Source organism: Pseudarthrobacter sp. AG30 (assembly GCF_003116525.1).
GTDB lineage: Bacteria > Actinomycetota > Actinomycetes > Actinomycetales > Micrococcaceae > Arthrobacter.
The window spans coordinates 119,983-135,910 of record NZ_QEHL01000003.1 but is presented as its reverse complement, the minus strand read 5'-3'; the positions used below and the strand labels follow the sequence as shown (position 1 = coordinate 135,910).

17 protein-coding genes are annotated in these 15,928 nt (G+C 66.1%); 12 read left to right on the top strand and 5 right to left on the bottom strand.

The window, feature by feature from the left end; all coding sequences use genetic code 11:
• Nucleotides 1–2: 2 nt before the first annotated feature.
• Nucleotides 3–1,988 (bottom strand): heavy metal translocating P-type ATPase, encoded by a 1,986-nt coding sequence (locus DC347_RS03850; RefSeq protein ID WP_109044501.1) that lies wholly within the window; start codon nucleotides 1,986–1,988, stop codon nucleotides 3–5.
• Between the two features lie 170 nt (nucleotides 1,989–2,158).
• Here DC347_RS03850 and DC347_RS03845 point away from each other — a divergent pair, with 170 nt between their 5' ends.
• Nucleotides 2,159–2,629, top strand: coding sequence for a GyrI-like domain-containing protein (locus DC347_RS03845; protein WP_109044500.1), 471 nt, complete (start codon nucleotides 2,159–2,161; stop codon nucleotides 2,627–2,629).
• A 38-nt stretch (nucleotides 2,630–2,667) separates the two neighbouring features.
• Here DC347_RS03845 and DC347_RS03840 read toward each other — a convergent pair whose 3' ends face one another.
• Nucleotides 2,668–3,027 carry a hypothetical protein gene (locus DC347_RS03840; protein ID WP_109044499.1) on the bottom strand — a complete coding sequence of 120 codons (360 nt, stop codon included), beginning with the start codon at nucleotides 3,025–3,027 and terminating at the stop codon, nucleotides 2,668–2,670.
• A gap of 291 nt (nucleotides 3,028–3,318) precedes the next feature.
• Between DC347_RS03840 and DC347_RS03835 the strand changes: the two genes are divergently transcribed.
• Nucleotides 3,319–3,597, top strand: coding sequence for a YegP family protein (locus tag DC347_RS03835; protein WP_255414768.1), 279 nt, complete (start codon nucleotides 3,319–3,321; stop codon nucleotides 3,595–3,597).
• Between the two features lie 23 nt (nucleotides 3,598–3,620).
• Here the strand turns inward: DC347_RS03835 and DC347_RS03830 are convergent, their stop codons facing one another.
• Entirely contained in the window at nucleotides 3,621–5,078 is a 1,458-nt protein-coding gene (locus DC347_RS03830) for a DUF5129 domain-containing protein (RefSeq protein WP_109044497.1), read from the bottom strand.
• Nucleotides 5,079–5,106: 28 nt separating this feature from the next.
• On the opposite strand from DC347_RS03830, the gene DC347_RS03825 reads away from it, so the two are divergent.
• Genes DC347_RS03825 through DC347_RS03810 form a run of 4 tightly spaced genes read left to right on the top strand, consistent with a single transcriptional unit; the run spans nucleotide 5,107 to nucleotide 7,525 of the window.
• Entirely contained in the window at nucleotides 5,107–5,445 is a 339-nt protein-coding gene (locus DC347_RS03825; RefSeq protein ID WP_240617687.1) for a hypothetical protein, read from the top strand.
• On the top strand, nucleotides 5,442–5,636 hold the full coding sequence (locus tag DC347_RS03820) for a hypothetical protein (protein ID WP_109044496.1): 195 nt from the start codon (nucleotides 5,442–5,444) through the stop codon (nucleotides 5,634–5,636). The genes DC347_RS03825 and DC347_RS03820 overlap by 4 nt, the downstream gene beginning before the upstream one ends.
• Nucleotides 5,637–5,686: 50 nt before the next feature.
• Nucleotides 5,687–6,553, top strand: coding sequence for a restriction endonuclease (locus DC347_RS03815; protein WP_240617686.1), 867 nt, complete (start codon nucleotides 5,687–5,689; stop codon nucleotides 6,551–6,553).
• A 24-nt stretch (nucleotides 6,554–6,577) separates the two neighbouring features.
• The gene (locus tag DC347_RS03810; protein WP_206073877.1) at nucleotides 6,578–7,525 is read left to right on the top strand and encodes an alpha/beta fold hydrolase; all 948 of its coding nucleotides are present in this window, start codon (nucleotides 6,578–6,580) and stop codon (nucleotides 7,523–7,525) included.
• 54 nt (nucleotides 7,526–7,579) lie between these two features.
• Here the strand turns inward: DC347_RS03810 and DC347_RS03805 are convergent, their stop codons facing one another.
• Both DC347_RS03805 and DC347_RS03800 read right to left on the bottom strand, forming a co-directional pair.
• A complete protein-coding gene (locus tag DC347_RS03805) occupies nucleotides 7,580–8,392 on the bottom strand; it encodes an IclR family transcriptional regulator (RefSeq protein ID WP_109044495.1) in 813 nt (270 codons plus the stop codon).
• A gap of 40 nt (nucleotides 8,393–8,432) precedes the next feature.
• Nucleotides 8,433–9,266: an NAD(P)-dependent oxidoreductase gene (locus DC347_RS03800; protein ID WP_240617685.1), complete on the bottom strand. Its 834-nt coding sequence runs from the start codon at nucleotides 9,264–9,266 to the stop codon at nucleotides 8,433–8,435.
• Nucleotides 9,267–9,367: 101 nt separating this feature from the next.
• Between DC347_RS03800 and DC347_RS03795 the strand changes: the two genes are divergently transcribed.
• From DC347_RS03795 to DC347_RS03770, 6 genes are all read left to right on the top strand, one after another.
• Nucleotides 9,368–10,693: an ABC transporter substrate-binding protein gene (locus DC347_RS03795; protein WP_109044494.1), complete on the top strand. Its 1,326-nt coding sequence runs from the start codon at nucleotides 9,368–9,370 to the stop codon at nucleotides 10,691–10,693.
• Nucleotides 10,690–11,640, top strand: coding sequence for a carbohydrate ABC transporter permease (locus tag DC347_RS03790; RefSeq protein WP_018761516.1), 951 nt, complete (start codon nucleotides 10,690–10,692; stop codon nucleotides 11,638–11,640). Before DC347_RS03795 ends, DC347_RS03790 begins: the two co-directional genes overlap by 4 nt.
• Nucleotides 11,637–12,548, top strand: coding sequence for a carbohydrate ABC transporter permease (locus tag DC347_RS03785; RefSeq protein ID WP_018761517.1), 912 nt, complete (start codon nucleotides 11,637–11,639; stop codon nucleotides 12,546–12,548). The genes DC347_RS03790 and DC347_RS03785 overlap by 4 nt, the downstream gene beginning before the upstream one ends.
• 46 nt (nucleotides 12,549–12,594) lie before the next feature.
• Nucleotides 12,595–13,884: a glucarate dehydratase family protein gene (locus DC347_RS03780; protein ID WP_109044493.1), complete on the top strand. Its 1,290-nt coding sequence runs from the start codon at nucleotides 12,595–12,597 to the stop codon at nucleotides 13,882–13,884.
• The gene (locus DC347_RS03775; protein ID WP_109044492.1) at nucleotides 13,878–15,062 is read left to right on the top strand and encodes a hypothetical protein; all 1,185 of its coding nucleotides are present in this window, start codon (nucleotides 13,878–13,880) and stop codon (nucleotides 15,060–15,062) included. The genes DC347_RS03780 and DC347_RS03775 overlap by 7 nt, the downstream gene beginning before the upstream one ends.
• Nucleotides 15,063–15,354: 292 nt before the next feature.
• Entirely contained in the window at nucleotides 15,355–15,912 is a 558-nt protein-coding gene (locus tag DC347_RS03770; RefSeq protein WP_109044491.1) for a hypothetical protein, read from the top strand.
• Nucleotides 15,913–15,928 lie beyond the last annotated feature (16 nt).

Here is a 15,928-nt window from a genome sequence, read left to right as displayed (position 1 = left end):
AGTCATGCTGACGGGCGGACAACGCCGGCAGCAGGCGAAGGGCGCCTGGAGCCTGCCATCCGCGTCGGGTCGGCACCGTGGAGAGCGCGCAGGCCGTTCAGGATGGTGGCCAGGTCCACCAGCTCCTGCAGGAGGGCACCGGCGACGGCGGGAATGTACCCAGTCATGGCGATGGCCATCAGGACCAGGCTGAGCCCTATCCCGGTCCAGATGCTCACCAGGGCCACGGCTACCGTCCGTTTGCCGATGGCGACGGCCTGGGCCACCTTGGACAGGTCATCGAGCATGATTACCACGTCGGCCGATTCGCTGGCGGCCGTTGCGCCTTTGGCGCCCATGGCTATTCCTACCTCGGCGGCGGCCAGGACGGGCGCGTCGTTGACGCCGTCGCCCACCATGATGACCGGGCGTTCCCGGATGGCGGCCACGGTGTTGACTTTGTCCTCCGGCAGACATTCCGCCTGCACGCGGCCGATTCCCGCTTCCTCGGCAATGTGCGCCGCGGTGGCTTGGGCGTCCCCGGTCAGCAGCATGGTGTTCCGCACTCCCAGGGAGTTCAACTGTGCCAGGGTATCCACGGCGTTGCGGCGTAACGGATCCTTCATGACCAGCGCACCGGCGTACTCGCCGTCCACGGCCACGTGGATGGCCAGCTGGCCGCTGTGGACCGGTGTTTCACGGAACCCGGTCGAGACATTGCTGACCAAAGCTGCTTTGCCCACCACCACGCGCCGGCCGCCGCAGACAGCTTCCACCCCGTGCGTGGCAGTTTCGGCCGCCTGCTGTACCGGCAGGAGCTCCAGGTTGGCCAACTGTGCCGCCTCGATCACCGAGCCTGCCAGGACGTGCGAGGAGTATTGTTCAGCCGAGGCAGCCAGCTGCAGGATCCGGTGGCTGCCCAGGGACCCGCCCTTGCCCGGGGCCACCCGGACCTCGTCAAGGACGGGACGCCCGGAGGTGAGGGTTCCGGTCTTGTCGAAAACCGCTGTCTGCGCCTTCGCAAGTTGCTCGAGGGTCCGGGTGTTCTTGATGATGATGCCCTTGTGCGCGGCCTGGCTGGTGCCGGCCAGGAAAGCCACCGGCGCCGCGATCAGGAGCGGGCAGGGCGTAGCCACCACCAGGACCTGTGCAAAGCGGAGCGCTTCACCTGACAGGATCCAGGCCGTGGCGGCCATGGCCAGTGCCAGGAGGGTGAAGGGGACGGCGTACCGGTCAGCGAGCCTCACCACCGGGGCCCGGCTGGTTGATGCTTCCTCCACCAGGGCGATGATGCGGCTGTACTGGGAGTCGGCCGCGGTGGCCGATGCCCGCATGCGGATTGCTGCCACACCGTTCACCGATCCGCTGAGCAGCACCTGCCCCCTTGCGTGTTCCACGGGAAGGCTCTCGCCCGTCAGCGAAGATTCGTCAAGGCTGGCCGTTTCAGACAGCAGCGTGCCGTCCACCGGCACCAGCTCGGAGGGGCGTACCATCAGCACGTCCCCCGGCACCACCTCGCCGATCGGGATATCTTCGAGCACGGTCCCGGCTCGCTCGCGGTGCGCGAAGCGGGGTGCCCGGTCCAGCAGGGACCGCAGCTCCCGGGCGGCACGTCCCTGGGCGAAGTTTTCGAGCGCTTCCCCGCCGGTCAACATGAGGATGACCACCAGGGCGGCCAGGTATTCGCCCACTGCCACGGTGCTGCCGATCGCCATGAGCGCCAGGAGGTCGATCCCCCAGCGCCCTTCCCGCAGGGCGCGGACCATCCCGGCGGAACGCAGTACCACGATCACAGCGGCATAGGCAGAGGCCAGGATCCGGACCTGCAGTTCCAGGCCGGATTGCATCAGCACCAGCGTGGCCGCCAGCACCAGGCACGTCAGCGCGACGACGGGATACTGCTTGGTGAAACGCCACGCCTTCTCCGCGGGGGACTTTGCGGGCCCTTCGGGGTCAACTCCATCGAGGCGCCCGCCCGACGCCGTGGGCGGGGCGGCCGGCTTCCTCATTCAGGACACTTCAAAGCTGTGTACCGATGGTGTTCACGCATAGAGCCGAACGTACCGGTCCGGCACTGCCTGGGGTAGGGCATTTGGACCCGGCACCGAGCTCGTCGCTCCCTGTGGCGGTGTGACCTTTGGCCCTGTCATGTAACCGGCCTCGCGGCAATGCTGGTGGCATGAACGGAAATGGGCAGGAACCGCGGAAGACCCACGTTGCGGAGCAGGCTGTGGCAGTGGTCCGCGAACGCGTCCCGATGGACGCACTGACAGGCTTTTTTGGCAGGGCCTTCGGTGCCGTCATGGCGGCTGTCCAGATGCAGGGCGCCAGCCCTGCAGGCCCGCCGTTCGCGCTGTACCACGGTATGCCTGGCGAATCAGTGGACGTCGAAGCGGGTTTCCCCGTCGCGGGACGCTTTCACGGAACAGACGAGGTGGCCAGCGGGACGCTTCCCGACACCGATGCGTATGAGGCCATCCACAGCGGCCCGTATGACACGTTGGGCACCACCTACGATGCCATCCGGCAGCGCATGGAGGAAGACGGCGCCACCCCGGGCGGGGTGGTGTGGGAATACTACTTGAGCGATCTGGAAAAGCAGCCGGATCCGGCCACGTGGCAGACCAAGGTGGTTTGGCCCGTTGCCTAAGGCAGGCCCGTTGCCTAAGGCAGGGCAGACGCCGTCGGTCAACTCCTGGCACGGCTGAAGGTCAGATCCCAAGGCTGTGTGCCGCGGGCAGATATTTGCCACCCGTCACGGGCTATGTCCCGGCGCAGTTGGCGGAGGCTGGCCTGCAGGCCCGGGGCCCACTGTTCCTCAGGAGGAGTCTGGTTCAGCGGCGGCCCGGGAAACGTGTCGCTGACGTAGAGCCGACGGCCGTCGTCGGCTTTTCCTACGAACCGGAACTGTGTGCTCCCGTACTGTGAGCCGAGTGTGTAGAGGATACGGGCCCACCACTTGCGGGATGCAGCGTCCTCCAGCTCCACCCGGAGCTGTTCGGTATTGGCGGGCTTCTCGTCCACGTCGTCCTCATTCACGCCGGCCATCGGTTTTCCCTCCACTCAGGCCTGCAGTCTTGCAAGGACCGGCGCCACAGAACAGGGCACTTGGTACCTCTTTGGGTGAACCAACGGAACCGCCTGACAGCCGGGCCGAATGGTGCTGTCTACGCCGGCGCCCCATATGGCGGAGCCCAGGCATGAAGAGGCCTGGGCGTGTTGCTCTTTGACGGGAGCCTGCCGCTGGTGGCCTTGGTATTCGGCGCCCTGCCGTGGGCCCTGCCCGGCAGCCGGAACCGGCCAACCGGGACTTTGGGCCCTAAACGCGGGCCGTGCCCTCTGGGATGGTGGTCTGGGCCGGAACACCGCTGTGGTTGTACATCCGCCAGGATCCGGTTCCGGCTTGTGATGCCGGACGGCCACGTTCTGGCTGTCTCCGGCCCGTTCACGGACAAGCGGTCGGCGGCCGCGGCCATAGAAGAAGTCCGGGAATGTGCCGGGACCGGACTGATCCGTGACGTGGTGCCACCAGCGGGACTCGTCCTCGCTCCCGCAGCACCCACCCGGTACAGCATCCGGCGCGGAATCGGCCGGTTGGGTGCGCTCGGCGTCGCGTAGGCCCCCGAATACCGCCACCGGAACTAGAAGCTTGACGAACTGCCCGACCCGGAAAAGCTCCCGCCGGTGCTGCCGTACCCGGTGGTGCTGCCGCCGCCCCTGGCCGAGTTGACACTGCCGATGCCGGTGGTGAACCCGGAGTTGAAGGTGGCAACGGAGAAGAACTGGTATGTGGGATAGCACGTGCCAAGGATGCTGGGTTCGTACCTGCGCTGCCCGTGGTGGGTGGGCCCTTCATGGGCGGCGTCCATTTTCTCCCGCATCAAGCGCGCCTCGTCCTCATTCCTGGCGAACCCCTGGATGACCGTTTCGGCGTGCTGCTCCAACAGCTCCGACAGCCGGGAACGGGCATCGTAGAGCCGGTCCAGTGCCTGCTCCGGCGTGATTGTTCCGTCGGCCAGGTCAGCCGTCCAGCGCTCGATCTCCCGCAGGCTTTCGTCTCTGAAGGACCGCAGGGCCGCCGCGCTGGCGGACTCGCCCTGCCCGTGCCTCTTGCTCAGGAGCTGCTCCAGCCCGGCTAAGTCCTCGCGGAACGGTGCAAGCTGCCGGTCCCAGGCCGTGGGCCAGGTGGCGGCGCGGTTCAGCAGGGCGTTGCTGTCCGCGATGACGTCATCCAGGGCATCCAGCCGGGCTGCGTTGTCGGCGAATTCGCGGGCAAGATTGAGGCTTTTCCGCCGGCTCAGCGCTCGCCGCGGGAGCGCATGCACCTGGTTGGACAAGTCCGTGGTGGCTGCGTACCGGCTCAGGAAAGTGCGGTGCTTCTCCAGGACCTGGCTGCCATAGCGCGACGATTCGGGGATGGTGCCCGCGTTCAGCTCCGTGACCTCCAGGTCCATGCTGACGTTGGAATAGCTGCGGTCCCCCCGATCAATCTGCCTGCGGCACCTGGCCCGTGTCACGCCGCGGACTGTAAGCCATGCGGCTGCGCCCAGCGCCGCCAGCCCGCCCGTTACCCACACTGTGATGAGGAACCCGGCAGAGCGGTACCATGGCTGGTTGATGAGCTCGGCGGCCCGGCGGATGCCGGCCACGGTGCCGTCGGTCCACTGGGCGTCACGGAAGAGTTCCTTCGACGCGTCCTGGATGTCGCCACGCTGCTCCAAGGACACTTTCCGGTCCTCACCCATGTATGTCCCCACGTGGCGGCCCACAGGATCGAGCGCGAAAATGAACAACCCGTCCGCCCATTTCTGCCCATCCGCACTGATCCATTCCGGATGCCGGGACCGGGCAAACGCGAGGACCTTTTCGTTAAGGTTGTCCGCGGCGGTTCCGTTGTAGGTGAAGACTGCGATACGGGTGGGTTCGTAGAACTGGATACTTTCGACGGCGGGGACCAGCGTGTTCTGGTCCAGCACCCCTGCGGTGTCCTCCACAACGATGGCCACGGGCGCACCCGCGGCGCTCGCCGCCGGCACCGCCACCAGGAGGACACCCAGCGCAAGCACGATCACACCAATCCGGCTGGCCAGAGTACCCATGTCCCTCTCCTTACTGCGTGGAATCAGGATGGAACCAGGACCAAGCCGGACAAAGGGCCAAAAGTCCCGCCGGGCCGAGTGGTGGCGGCGGACCCAGTGGGCCTTGGACAGGGCCCTGGACCCGGGCGAAGGAACCAAAGCGCTGGGGCTGGCCACCCTGGAGGTGCTGGCACGGAGCGGGCTCGCGCGCACCGAGGAGCTCGAGCTGTTCGATATTGCCTGGAAGAGCGTCTCCGGGGAAGAGAACGGAGAGGACACTGAGACGGACACGGGCCCATGGGAGGAGGCGGCCGGCGTGGACGGCCGCGCCATCTTGGGCGAGAATGAAACGAAAGACGAAGAAAATGCCGAGGAGGTTGGACCATGAGCGCAACGTCGCCTGAGCACCGTTATGTCCACCCCGCACGGAAAGCCGCTGCCCCCTCGGCCACAAAGAAGGCACGCCCCGCCGAGCGCCGGGTCCAGGTCGCTGCGGCCAGGCTCCGGGTCACGCTTGATGAAAGGCTGGGACGCGAAACACCCGCCAAGACCAAGGCGCTGGCCAAGGAACCGATCTAAATCCCGCTGCACGGTGGGGGCCGGCCCCGCGCGCCAAGGCAAGGTGAACGGTGGCTGCAGTAATACTGGCCGTGGACGCCGATGACCTGCATCGCCGGGACTACCGTGCCGCCGTCGAACAGGTCATGGAATCCGGCAGGTTCGTGGACCGGTGGAAACTCGATTCCCGGCCGGAAGCAGTCCCGGGAACGGACGCCTGGCTGCTGCTGCGCGGCGGCGGGCAGGGCAATGGCCTGATCGGCCACGGGCTGGTGGAGTCCGAGCCTTACCAGGTCCCCGCAGCCGACCATGCCTCAGACACTGGCTGGTTCATCACGGTGGTCTTCGACTCGCTGCTGCCCGTGGGTGAACAGACCGGCCTTGAAATCATTGAGTCCGCGTTTCCGGGTGGCTTCCCCGCCGGTGAGTCCGCGCAGTCCTTGGTGGAAGTCCCGCCGGAGTCCGAGCCGGCTCTTCACAGGCTGTGGCGTGGCCAAGGTCCTGCGATGACGGATCCTGATGAAATCCCCGGTGGAACCTTTCCCCCGTCTGCCGTCCGCCACGTCCAACTGAACCGTTACGAGCGGGACCCGGATGCGCGCAGGTTGTGTTTGGCGTTCCATGGCACGTCCTGCGCGGCCTGCGGCTTTTCCTTTGAAGCCACCTACGGAGTGGCCGGTGCCGCCATGGTTGCCGTTCACCACCTGGTTCCGGCAGAGATGCTGGGGAACAGCTATCAGCTTGACCCCGTAGCCGATCTCGTCCCGCTGTGCCGGAACTGCCACGTGGTCGCGCACAGCGAGAACCCGCCCCGGACGGTTGCGGAACTGCGCACCATGGCCTCCACCGGCGGCAACGTGGCGGGTGACGTGGTCAGCACGGCCCAACTCCAAGCGCAGGCCGATGCACGCCGGATTCTCGGAGGCGGCCCGGCGTAGGGCTTACCGGACTATGTTGGGACCATGGCAAAGCCTGGCCGGAGCGGAAACGGGGAAGACCCGGGGGACCTCGGTCGTGCCCGGGTGGACGCGGCCGCACAGCTGGATGCGGGGCTCGGCGACGTCGACTGGGCAGTCCCGCCGCCAGGCTCGGTGGACTTCACCATCGACGTGCCGAGCGGCAAGCTTGCGGCTGTCGCGTTGGGCGATCCGGATGATCCCTGCGTCGTGCTGGTCCCCGGCGCCACGGGGTCGAAAGAGGATTTTTCCCTGATGATGCCGGACCTCGCCGCGGCGGGTTACTTTGTTCTCGCTTACGACCTTGCAGGCCAACACCAGTCAGCCGGGGCCGGCCCGGAGAATCTGGTTCCGCCACGCAACCATTACGACTACCGGCTGTTCGTGGATGACTTTGTGGCCGTCCTGGAGACGACGGCAACGCCGGTCCATGTGGTTGGGTACTCGTTCGCCGCCATCATCGCCCAGCTCGCCTATGTGGAGCGGCCCGGGCTTTTCCGGTCCTTGACGCTGCTGGCCTGCCCGCCCGAACCGGGACATGGCTTCAAGGGAGTGGGCAGGATCGGCCGGTTCAGCACGTGGGTGAACGGCCGGGCAGGGGCCGCCCTGCTCATCTGGGGCATCCGCAGCGGCCGGGTGGCGAGGGTCCCGCGGGGCAGGCAGCGGTTCGTGAACTATCGATTCCGTTTCACCCGGCGGGCCTCAATCCGGGACATCTACACCCTCATGCAGCATGTTCCGGATGTCCGGCAGGAGCTGGCCGGGGCATCCCTGCCCAAATTCGTAGCGGTCGGTGACCACGACCTGTGGCCGCTGAGCCTGCACCGGCAGTTTGCCCAGGCCATCAAGGCGCGGATCGGGGTGTACCGGGGTGGCCACAGCCCCTGCGAAACCTCGCCCCACGAGTTCAGCCGGGATTTGCTGGCCCTGTACGCCGGGGCCGGGGAGGCGTAGCGCCCTGCTGCCGCCAGGGGCCGGTGGATCGGCAGCCAGGCCCTGAGGGAAGGCCTAGCGGATGCCTGCGGCGCGCAAAGTGCGGGCCAGTTCGCCGGCCGCTGAGTGCAGGGTCTCCACGGTCTTTTCGATGACGTCATCGGTGGCCAGCTCAATCGGCATGGAGCAGCTCATGGCGTCCGTGCCGGGGATGCGGTACGGGACCACCACACTGACGCAGCACAGCCCAACCGTGTTCTGTTCCCACTCCACGGCGTGCCCGGTTTTCCGGAATTCGGCCAGCTCTGCCTGCAGCGCCCCGAAGTCAGGCACCGTGTTGGGGGTCAGCGGGGCGTAGGGTCCCGGACCAAGCCGTTGCCTTACTTCCTCGTCGGTGTATTCGGACAGGATGGCCTTTCCCAGCGCAGTCACCTGGGCCGGCAGCTTGCGGCCCACCCGGGAGGAAAGCCGGCGGCGGTCCACTGCCTGCCGGGTGGCCAGGTAGATGACGTCGGAACGGTCCAGGCGGGCGTAGTGGGTGGTGAAAGTGGTCGCGTTGCGGACTTTTTCCAGGATGCCGGAGACATGTTCCATCACAGGATCACGGTCAAGGTACGCGGTGCCGCACAGGAGTGCATGCGTCCCGATCCGGTAGGCGCCCTCCGGCGTCTGCTCGATCCAGTTCAGCTCAAGCAAAGTCAGCAGCAGCCAGTGCAGGCTGGAGCGCGGATAGCCGGTCAGTTTGAAGATCTCGGCGGTTGTCAGCGGCTGCGGGGCCGCAGCGACCAGCTCGAGGATCGCGATGGTGCGCTCGGCGGACTTTACCAGTTTCACGTCGCCGCCCGGCGCCTCCCCGCGCGGACTCTCCTGGACCTCGAGTGATGCCATCAGTGCTCCCCCTGTCGCCACAGCCCCGGCTCGCCGCAACTCATTTGACGGCCAGGTGCGGGTAGTTGTCTATTCCCACCTTATGGTCACTGCCCGCCCAGGCGCCGCCAAGGAGTGCAGCCCATTCATCGGGAGTCGTGGTGTCAACGTCGCCGGCGAATTCTTCCGCATTGTCCCGCGGCTCAAATCCGATGGCACGGCCGGCTTCCAGGTTCGCCCATCCCCGGCTGTTGGCGGATACCGCCCACACCACATGGTGGCCGGGCGCGCCCGCATCGCTGAGTGCCGCCTCCACCAGGCGGAAGGAATCCGCCGGGGAGAGCCACGAACCAAGGGTCCGCAGGTTGTCCGGCCGCGCACCGCCGGTGCCGATGCGCGCACTGACCACCTTCATGCCGAACTTGTCGGCGTACAGGCTGCCCAGCGCCTCCACGGCGGCTTTGCTGACGCCGTAGTAGGTGTCCGGGCGCGGCGCCAGGACAGCATCCTCTGCCGCCGCGTGCGTGGGATGGAATCCCACGGCGTGCGTGGAGCTGGCCAGGAGGACACGGTCGACGCCGTTGCGACGGGCCGCTTCAAGCGTCACCTGGGTGCCCGTGATGTTGGTGGACACAATTTCCTCCCACGTCATCTCGCGGTGCAGGCCGCCCCAATGCACAACCCCGGTGACTCCGGCCAGGGCGGCGTTCATGAAGTCGGGGTCCGTTACCGATCCCACGTATACCGACTCGTGCGCACGGGGGTCGGCAGCCTCTGCCAGGTCCAGCAGGCGGACGGCATATCCGGCCTCTGCCAGATAAGGCCGCAGCAGCGTGGCCATCATTCCCGCCCCTCCGGTGACGGCAACAGTGACGGGCTTCGATCGTGCGGCCAAGATTTCCTCCAGTGGTTGACAGCCTGTGACCATGATCACACTCTCATGAAGTACGTTTCACATAGTAACAGTCATTTATATATGTAAAAAGGAGAATCAGAGTGGATTCGAAATTCAAGTCCCGCTCCCGGGCGGCGCTGGCGCTGTCCATAGCTTCGGCTGCCTTGCTGACCGGTTGCGGCAGCGGATCCTCGGCACCGGCGGCGAAGGATGATGGACAACCCATCGAGGTGTGGGCGCGAGCCGGAACCGATGCCGCCACCACTTACTCCGCACTGTTCAAGGAGTTCACCGCCAAGACGGGTGTGCAGGTCAACTTCCAGGGTGTCCCGGACCTGGACCAGCAGCTTCAGACCAGGGCGGCGTCCAAGAAACTGCCCGACATCGTCATCAACGACTCAGCTGCGTTGGGCAACTACACATCCCAGGGCTACCTGCAGAAGATTGACAAGTCCTCCGTCGCAGGAAATGACACGATCCCGGACTCCCTGTGGAAGGAAACACAAGGCCTGGACGGCTCCACCTACGGCGTACCGTTTTCCCGCCAGACCATGGTGACGATGATCCGCGAAGACTGGCGTGAAAAGCTGGGCCTGCCCATCCCCAAGACGCAGGAGGACCTGGCAAAGCTCGCAACCGCTTTCGCCACGCAGGACCCCGACGGCAACGGCCAGGCCGACACCTATGGCATGACTGTTCCCGGCTCCACAGAGCGCGGCTACTTCGGCTGGTGGGCCTCCTCCTACCTCTGGCAGGACGGCGGGGCCTACCTCAAGGACGACGGCAACGGCAAGTACTCGGCCTCCGCCTCCGGCGCCCAAGCGGGCGTCACGTGGATCAAGCAGCAGTTCTGCACCCCGGGCAACACCCAGCCGGGCGCCCTCACCGCGGCCACGAGCGCCGCGACCCCATTCTTCCAGACCGGCAAAACAGGCATCATCCTGACCGGCCCCTACAACTTCTCCTCGTTCGATGCCTCGCTCGGCAAGGACAAGTACGAGGTCATCGAGACCCCGAAGGGCAGCAAGGACAACACCGTCCTGGCAGAAGGCGAGAACATCTACGTCACTGCCACCAATGGCAAGAAGGACCAGACCAAGCAGGTCATCGACTACCTCGTCTCGGCAGAGGGGCAGAAGGCGGGCATGACCGCCGGCAAGCAGCCGATCGTCCGGGTTCCCGTGAATTCGGGCGTCGATGCCGCCGCCGTCTACAACGATCCGCGCTGGGCCGTGGTCCAGGATGCGTTGAAGAACTCTTCGAAGGCCTTCCCGTCCGCCATCAACTTCGTCCCGATCAAGCAGGCCGCCGCGGAAGCACTGAACAAGATCGCCTCCGACTGCGCTGCAGACAACGTGTCGTCCGGCCTCAAGGACCTTGACACCGCCATCAACAACGAACTGACAAGCCAGAACGCGAAGTCATGACCACAGCCCCAACCAAACCAGCACGGTCGCTGACCGGAGCTCCGGACACGGGGCAGGTGCCGGTGCGCAGGAAGCGCAGCAACGGCAAGCAACTCCTGGCCATCTGGCTCTTCCTGGTGCCGGCGGCCGTGCTGGGCCTCTATTTCAAGTTCATCCCCATGGTCGAGGGCATCCGGCTGAGCTTCTTCAAGGTCCAGCCGTTCCTGGGGGACGTGTTTGTCGGCATGGACAACTACATCAGCGTCCTGACGGACGCCCGGTTCATGGAAGCCCTGGGCCACACGGTGGTACTCGGCGTAACCCAGACGCTGGGCGCCCTCGTGGTCGGGTTCGCGTTGGCCCTCCTCCTTGAAGGCCAGGCCCGGTCGCTGTGGATCCTGCGCACCACCATCTTCCTGCCTGTTGTGACGGCCCTGGCCGTCGTAGGCGAGATCTGGCGGATCCTGTACTTTCCCACCGCTGACGGACCGCTGAACAATATCCTGGGCTGGCTGGGACTCGGTCCGCTGCAGTTCCTCAACGGTACGGACACGGCACTGTGGTCCATCGCCGTCGTCGGCATCTGGAGCGGCGCACCCTACAACATGGTGATCATTCTCGCCGGCCTCACCGGCGTGGACCGTTCCCTCTACGAATCGGCGGGGGTGGACGGAGCCAGCGTCTGGCAGCGTCTGCGCTATATCACTTTGCCGGCCCTGCGCCCATCGCTGGTGATTGTCCTGACCCTGGCCGCCATCCGGAGCCTTCGAAGTTTCACCGAGGTCTACGTACTCACCGGCGGCGGTCCCGCCGGGTCCACCGAAGTCTGGATGACGCGCATGTACTCTCTCGGATTCCAACGCAATGACATCGGGGTCGCGTCTGCGGCCGCCGTCCTACTGCTGGTGGTCACCCTGCTGCTCACGGTGGGGACACAGCTTGTTGGCAAAAGGAAGGCCGTACGATGACCCATACCGTTTCCCGCCCCAAGGCGCGCCCAGCCAAGCCTTCCGCCGGCGCGCGATTCGACACCGCATTGGGCTGGTCTCCCCGGCTGGGGCCGAACATGGTCCTCCGCGTCCTGCTCTGCGTGCTGGTCTTCTGCATCTTTGCGCTGCCCTTCGTGGCCATCATTTCCGGTGCCTTTGACCGGAATTCCAGCCCCACGGACATATCGCTGCTGCCCAAGAGCTTCACGCTGCGGAATTTTGAGGCGGCCACGCAACAAGGGCTGTGGGGTTACCTGCTGAACTCCCTGGTGGTGGCCGGCGGCGGACTCCTGCTGCAGATGACCGTATCGGTGTTCGCCGCCTACAGCCTGAGCCGGAGGAAGTTCCGGGGACAGGCGCTGGTGCTGCTCCTGGTCCTGATGACCATGATGCTGCCGGAAGAGATCATCGGCATCCCGCTGTCCTTGGTCCTTGGAGATTTGCCGCTGCTGGGGATCAGCCTGCGCGGTTCCGTCCTGGCCGTCATCCTCCCGGTGGGCATCTGGGGTTTCTCCATCTTCATCATGAGTGAATTCATGAAGGAGATCCCGGGCGAGATCGAGGAAGCCGCCCGGCTGGACGGAGTGGGCGAATTCCGGATGCTGTTCACCATCATCCTGCCGCTCTGCAAACCCGCCCTCGGCGTCATCGGAATCTTCGGCTTCATGATGGTCTGGGACCAGTACCTGCTGCCCCTCATCGCCGCCAATGACCCCAGCGACTACACCCTGACCGTCGCGCTCTCGGTGCTGCGCAATGACACCACGGTGGGCCCCGGCGTACTGCTGGCCGGCGCCCTGATGGCCATGATTCCCAGCCTCCTGGTGTACCTCTTCCTGCAACGCTCCATGATCCGCGGCATCACTTCGGGCGCCACCAAGGGGTAGGGCATACCCTTCACTCCCCCGCCGCCCATTCCACGAAAGAAACCTTATGAAAACCAGCACCACCATCCACGCAGCGTCCACACCCGTAGCGGCGGACCTCATCATCACGGATATCACCATCACACCCATTGCGTTCTCAGACCCTCCGCTGCTGAACGCCGTCGGAGTGCACGAACCCTTGGTCCACCGGGTGGTCATTGAGGTCCGGACAGCCAACGGCCTGCTGGGGCTGGGCGAATGCGCCGGCGGCCGCAGCCGGCTGGACAACCTTGCTGTAGGGGCCAACGCCATCAAAGGCGTGAATGTCTTCGAGACCACCCGGATGGAACAGCTGATCAACCAGGCCCTCGACCCCGCCCTGTCCGCGTTCGAACGGGCAGCCGTCTTCTCCGCCTTCGAGGTTGCCGCGCTGGACATCCAGGGACACGCCACGGGCCGGACTGTCAGTGAACTGCTGGGCGGCACCGTCCGCAACGAAGTTCCCTTCAGCGCCTACCTCTTCTACAAGTGGAAGGAGCATCCGGCCATGGACGGCAAACCTGCCATCGGCGACGAGTGGGGTGAGGCGCTGGACCCCGCGGGCATCGTCAGGCAGGCACAAAAGATGATTGCCGATTACGGGTTCAAGTCCATCAAACTCAAGGGCGGAGTCTTCCCGCCGGCGGAGGAAATCGAAGCCATCAGGGCCCTTCGCGAAGCGTTTCCGGACATGCCGCTGCGGCTCGACCCCAACACCGCATGGACAGTGGAAACGTCCCAGTGGGTTGCCCGGGAAACCGAGGGTTTGCTGGAGTACCTGGAGGATCCGACGCCGGGCCTTGAGGGAATGGGGCAGGTGGCCGCCGTAGCCACCATGCCCCTGGCCACCAACATGTGCGTCGTTGCGTTCGAGCACATCAAGCGGAGCGTCGAACTGGACTCAGTCCAGGTCATCCTCGGCGACCACCACTACTGGGGCGGCCTGCGCCACACCCGGGAGCTCGGAGCCATCTGTGAGACGTTCGGAATAGGATTGTCCATGCACTCCAACTCCCACCTGGGCATCAGCCTCGCCGCCATGGTGCACGTGGCCGCGGCCACCCCGGCCCTGACGTACGCCTGTGACACCCACTATCCCTGGAACGGGCACAACGATGTGGTCAAGCCCGGCGCCCTGCGCTTCGAGGACGGCAGCGTCCGGGTTCCCACAGGCACGGGTTTGGGCGTGGAACTGGATCGGGACAAACTGGCCGAACTGCACCAGCAGTACCTGGACGCCCGGATGACGGCCCGCGATGACACCGGCTACATGCAGCGCTTCGTTCCCGACTTCACGGCGGACCTCCCCCGGTGGTAGGCACGCAGGCGCCGCGGGCCACCGGCTACCTCTATCCCTGGGACGTGCTGGGTGACCCCGGAGCCGTTCACTGGATCAAGGCCAGCGGCGTGGATCGCGTGGCGCTTGCGGCGGCTTACCATTCGGTGCGGGCCGGCACGCCAAGGCACCCCGGCCGCCGCGTGGTGGACGCCCAATCCGCGGCACTCTATGTTCCCGCCGCGGATGCGTTCGCAGCCAACCCCATCGTCCCGGGCAGTGCGAGCGAATGGACGGGCACGGACAACGCGTTCGGTGAGGCCGCTTCGGTACTCCGTGCCGCCAACATCCCGGTGGACGCATGGACGGTCCTGACCCACTCAAGCGCAGCCGGGGGCAACAACCCCGGCATGTGCGTGCGCAACGCCTTCGGCGAGGTCTACAGCTATGCCCTGTGCCCCTCGCACCCGGAGGTCCGCGGTTACGCCGCCGGCATCGTGGCCCAGGTCCTGGCCCACGGGCAGCCCGACGGCCTCATCCTGGAAGCTGTGGGGCCGCTGGGATTCAGCCACCAGAACAGGCATGAAAAGACGGAGGGCGCGGAGTACTCACCATGGGTGCAGGCTCTGCTGTCGCTGTGTTTCTGCGAGGCATGCAAGGCTTCCTATGAGGCTCGCGGCCTGCCGGCTGACGTGGAGCAGGACCGGGTGCGTGCAGCAGTTATGGAATCAGAGGATCCCGGGCTCACCGCAGCCACAGCGGCCGGGGCGCAGGACTTCCTTCCGCTGCTGGAGGTCAGGTGGGACGCCGCCGCAGCGCTTCTCGATCAGTGCCTGACGGCCGTTGCAGCCTCCGGCTCCAATCCCCAAATCTCCTTGCACGCGTCCCCGGATCCCTGGAACACGGGACCGTTCCTGCCGGTGGAGGCGCTGCGCAGGAGCCGGCTGTGGAGGCAGCGTGGTGACGTGACCGCCGTCGTGCCTTGCTGGGGCAACCCGGACGACGGTGCGCTGACGGTCCAAGCCATGTCAGCCAACGGTGTGCGCACCGGCGCGTACGTCCTGGCGCTGCCGCCAAAGGCGCCCGACGGCGGCGGGCTGGCCGGCGAGTGGGGCGCACTTCATGCGGCCGGCGCCGACGAACTGCACGTGTATCATCTGGGACTTGCCTCGACCAGGCGGCTTTCGGCAATTTCTGCGGCACTCGCCGGGCTGCGCTGAGGGCTTGGTCCGGGCGGGCACCGGCGCGCTGCCGCCCTGGTCGCCGGCGCCCCGGTCCGAATCTTGAGCCAAATTTGCGGGGATCATGGGCGGCCGTTGGGGTTCCAGTCCTACCGTTGAAAACAAGATCCTGCCGGCGAGGGCAGGATCTTGGCACCAGGGACAGGACCGGCGGCCGGAGCATCCACGAGACCATGGGTGCCGCCCCCCAAACGCCGCCGGTCCAGCCCCACCTTGTCCGCCGGTGTTGGTTGCGTTCACCGGTGGCCGCGCCCACCATGGAAGCGTGCGAATGACAGGCTTCCGGCGCCGGCTGGCTATGAGCCTCTGCTTTCTGGTGCCGGCGGCCGGAACGGCCGGGTGTTCCTACGACTACCCGGATCCGGCGCACGGCCCCGGCACCGAAACTGAGGGCACGGCCACAGCCGTGACGGCGCAATCCGTCGCAAGCCCCGACCCCCAGGTCCTTGAGCGCGAGGTGGGGAACTATCGGGATTTGGACGGACTCCTCAAGGCTGTCCCGGGGGACGCCCTGCTGTTTCAAGAAGGGCCCTTGGACGGGCCCGCCAGCGGTTTTGGCACCACTGAACAGGTCATCACGGCTGGAGAATACACCGTCACGGCTGCCTGCATCGGCGCCCCAAACGCTACGATCTACATCCGCCAGGAGAATCCCAAAGTCACACTCTGGCCTGTCGAAATCACCGTTGACTGCCCGGGATCCACGTCACAGGTCATCACACTGCAACAGGGCTATGTTTCGGCGCACCTTTCCCTGCCTGCACCCGGCGCCACACCCTGGACGGGGGCGGTGGCTGGAGTGCGGGTAACCGGCTGGCGTGTGTCTTAGAGGCAGCGCCTGGCCC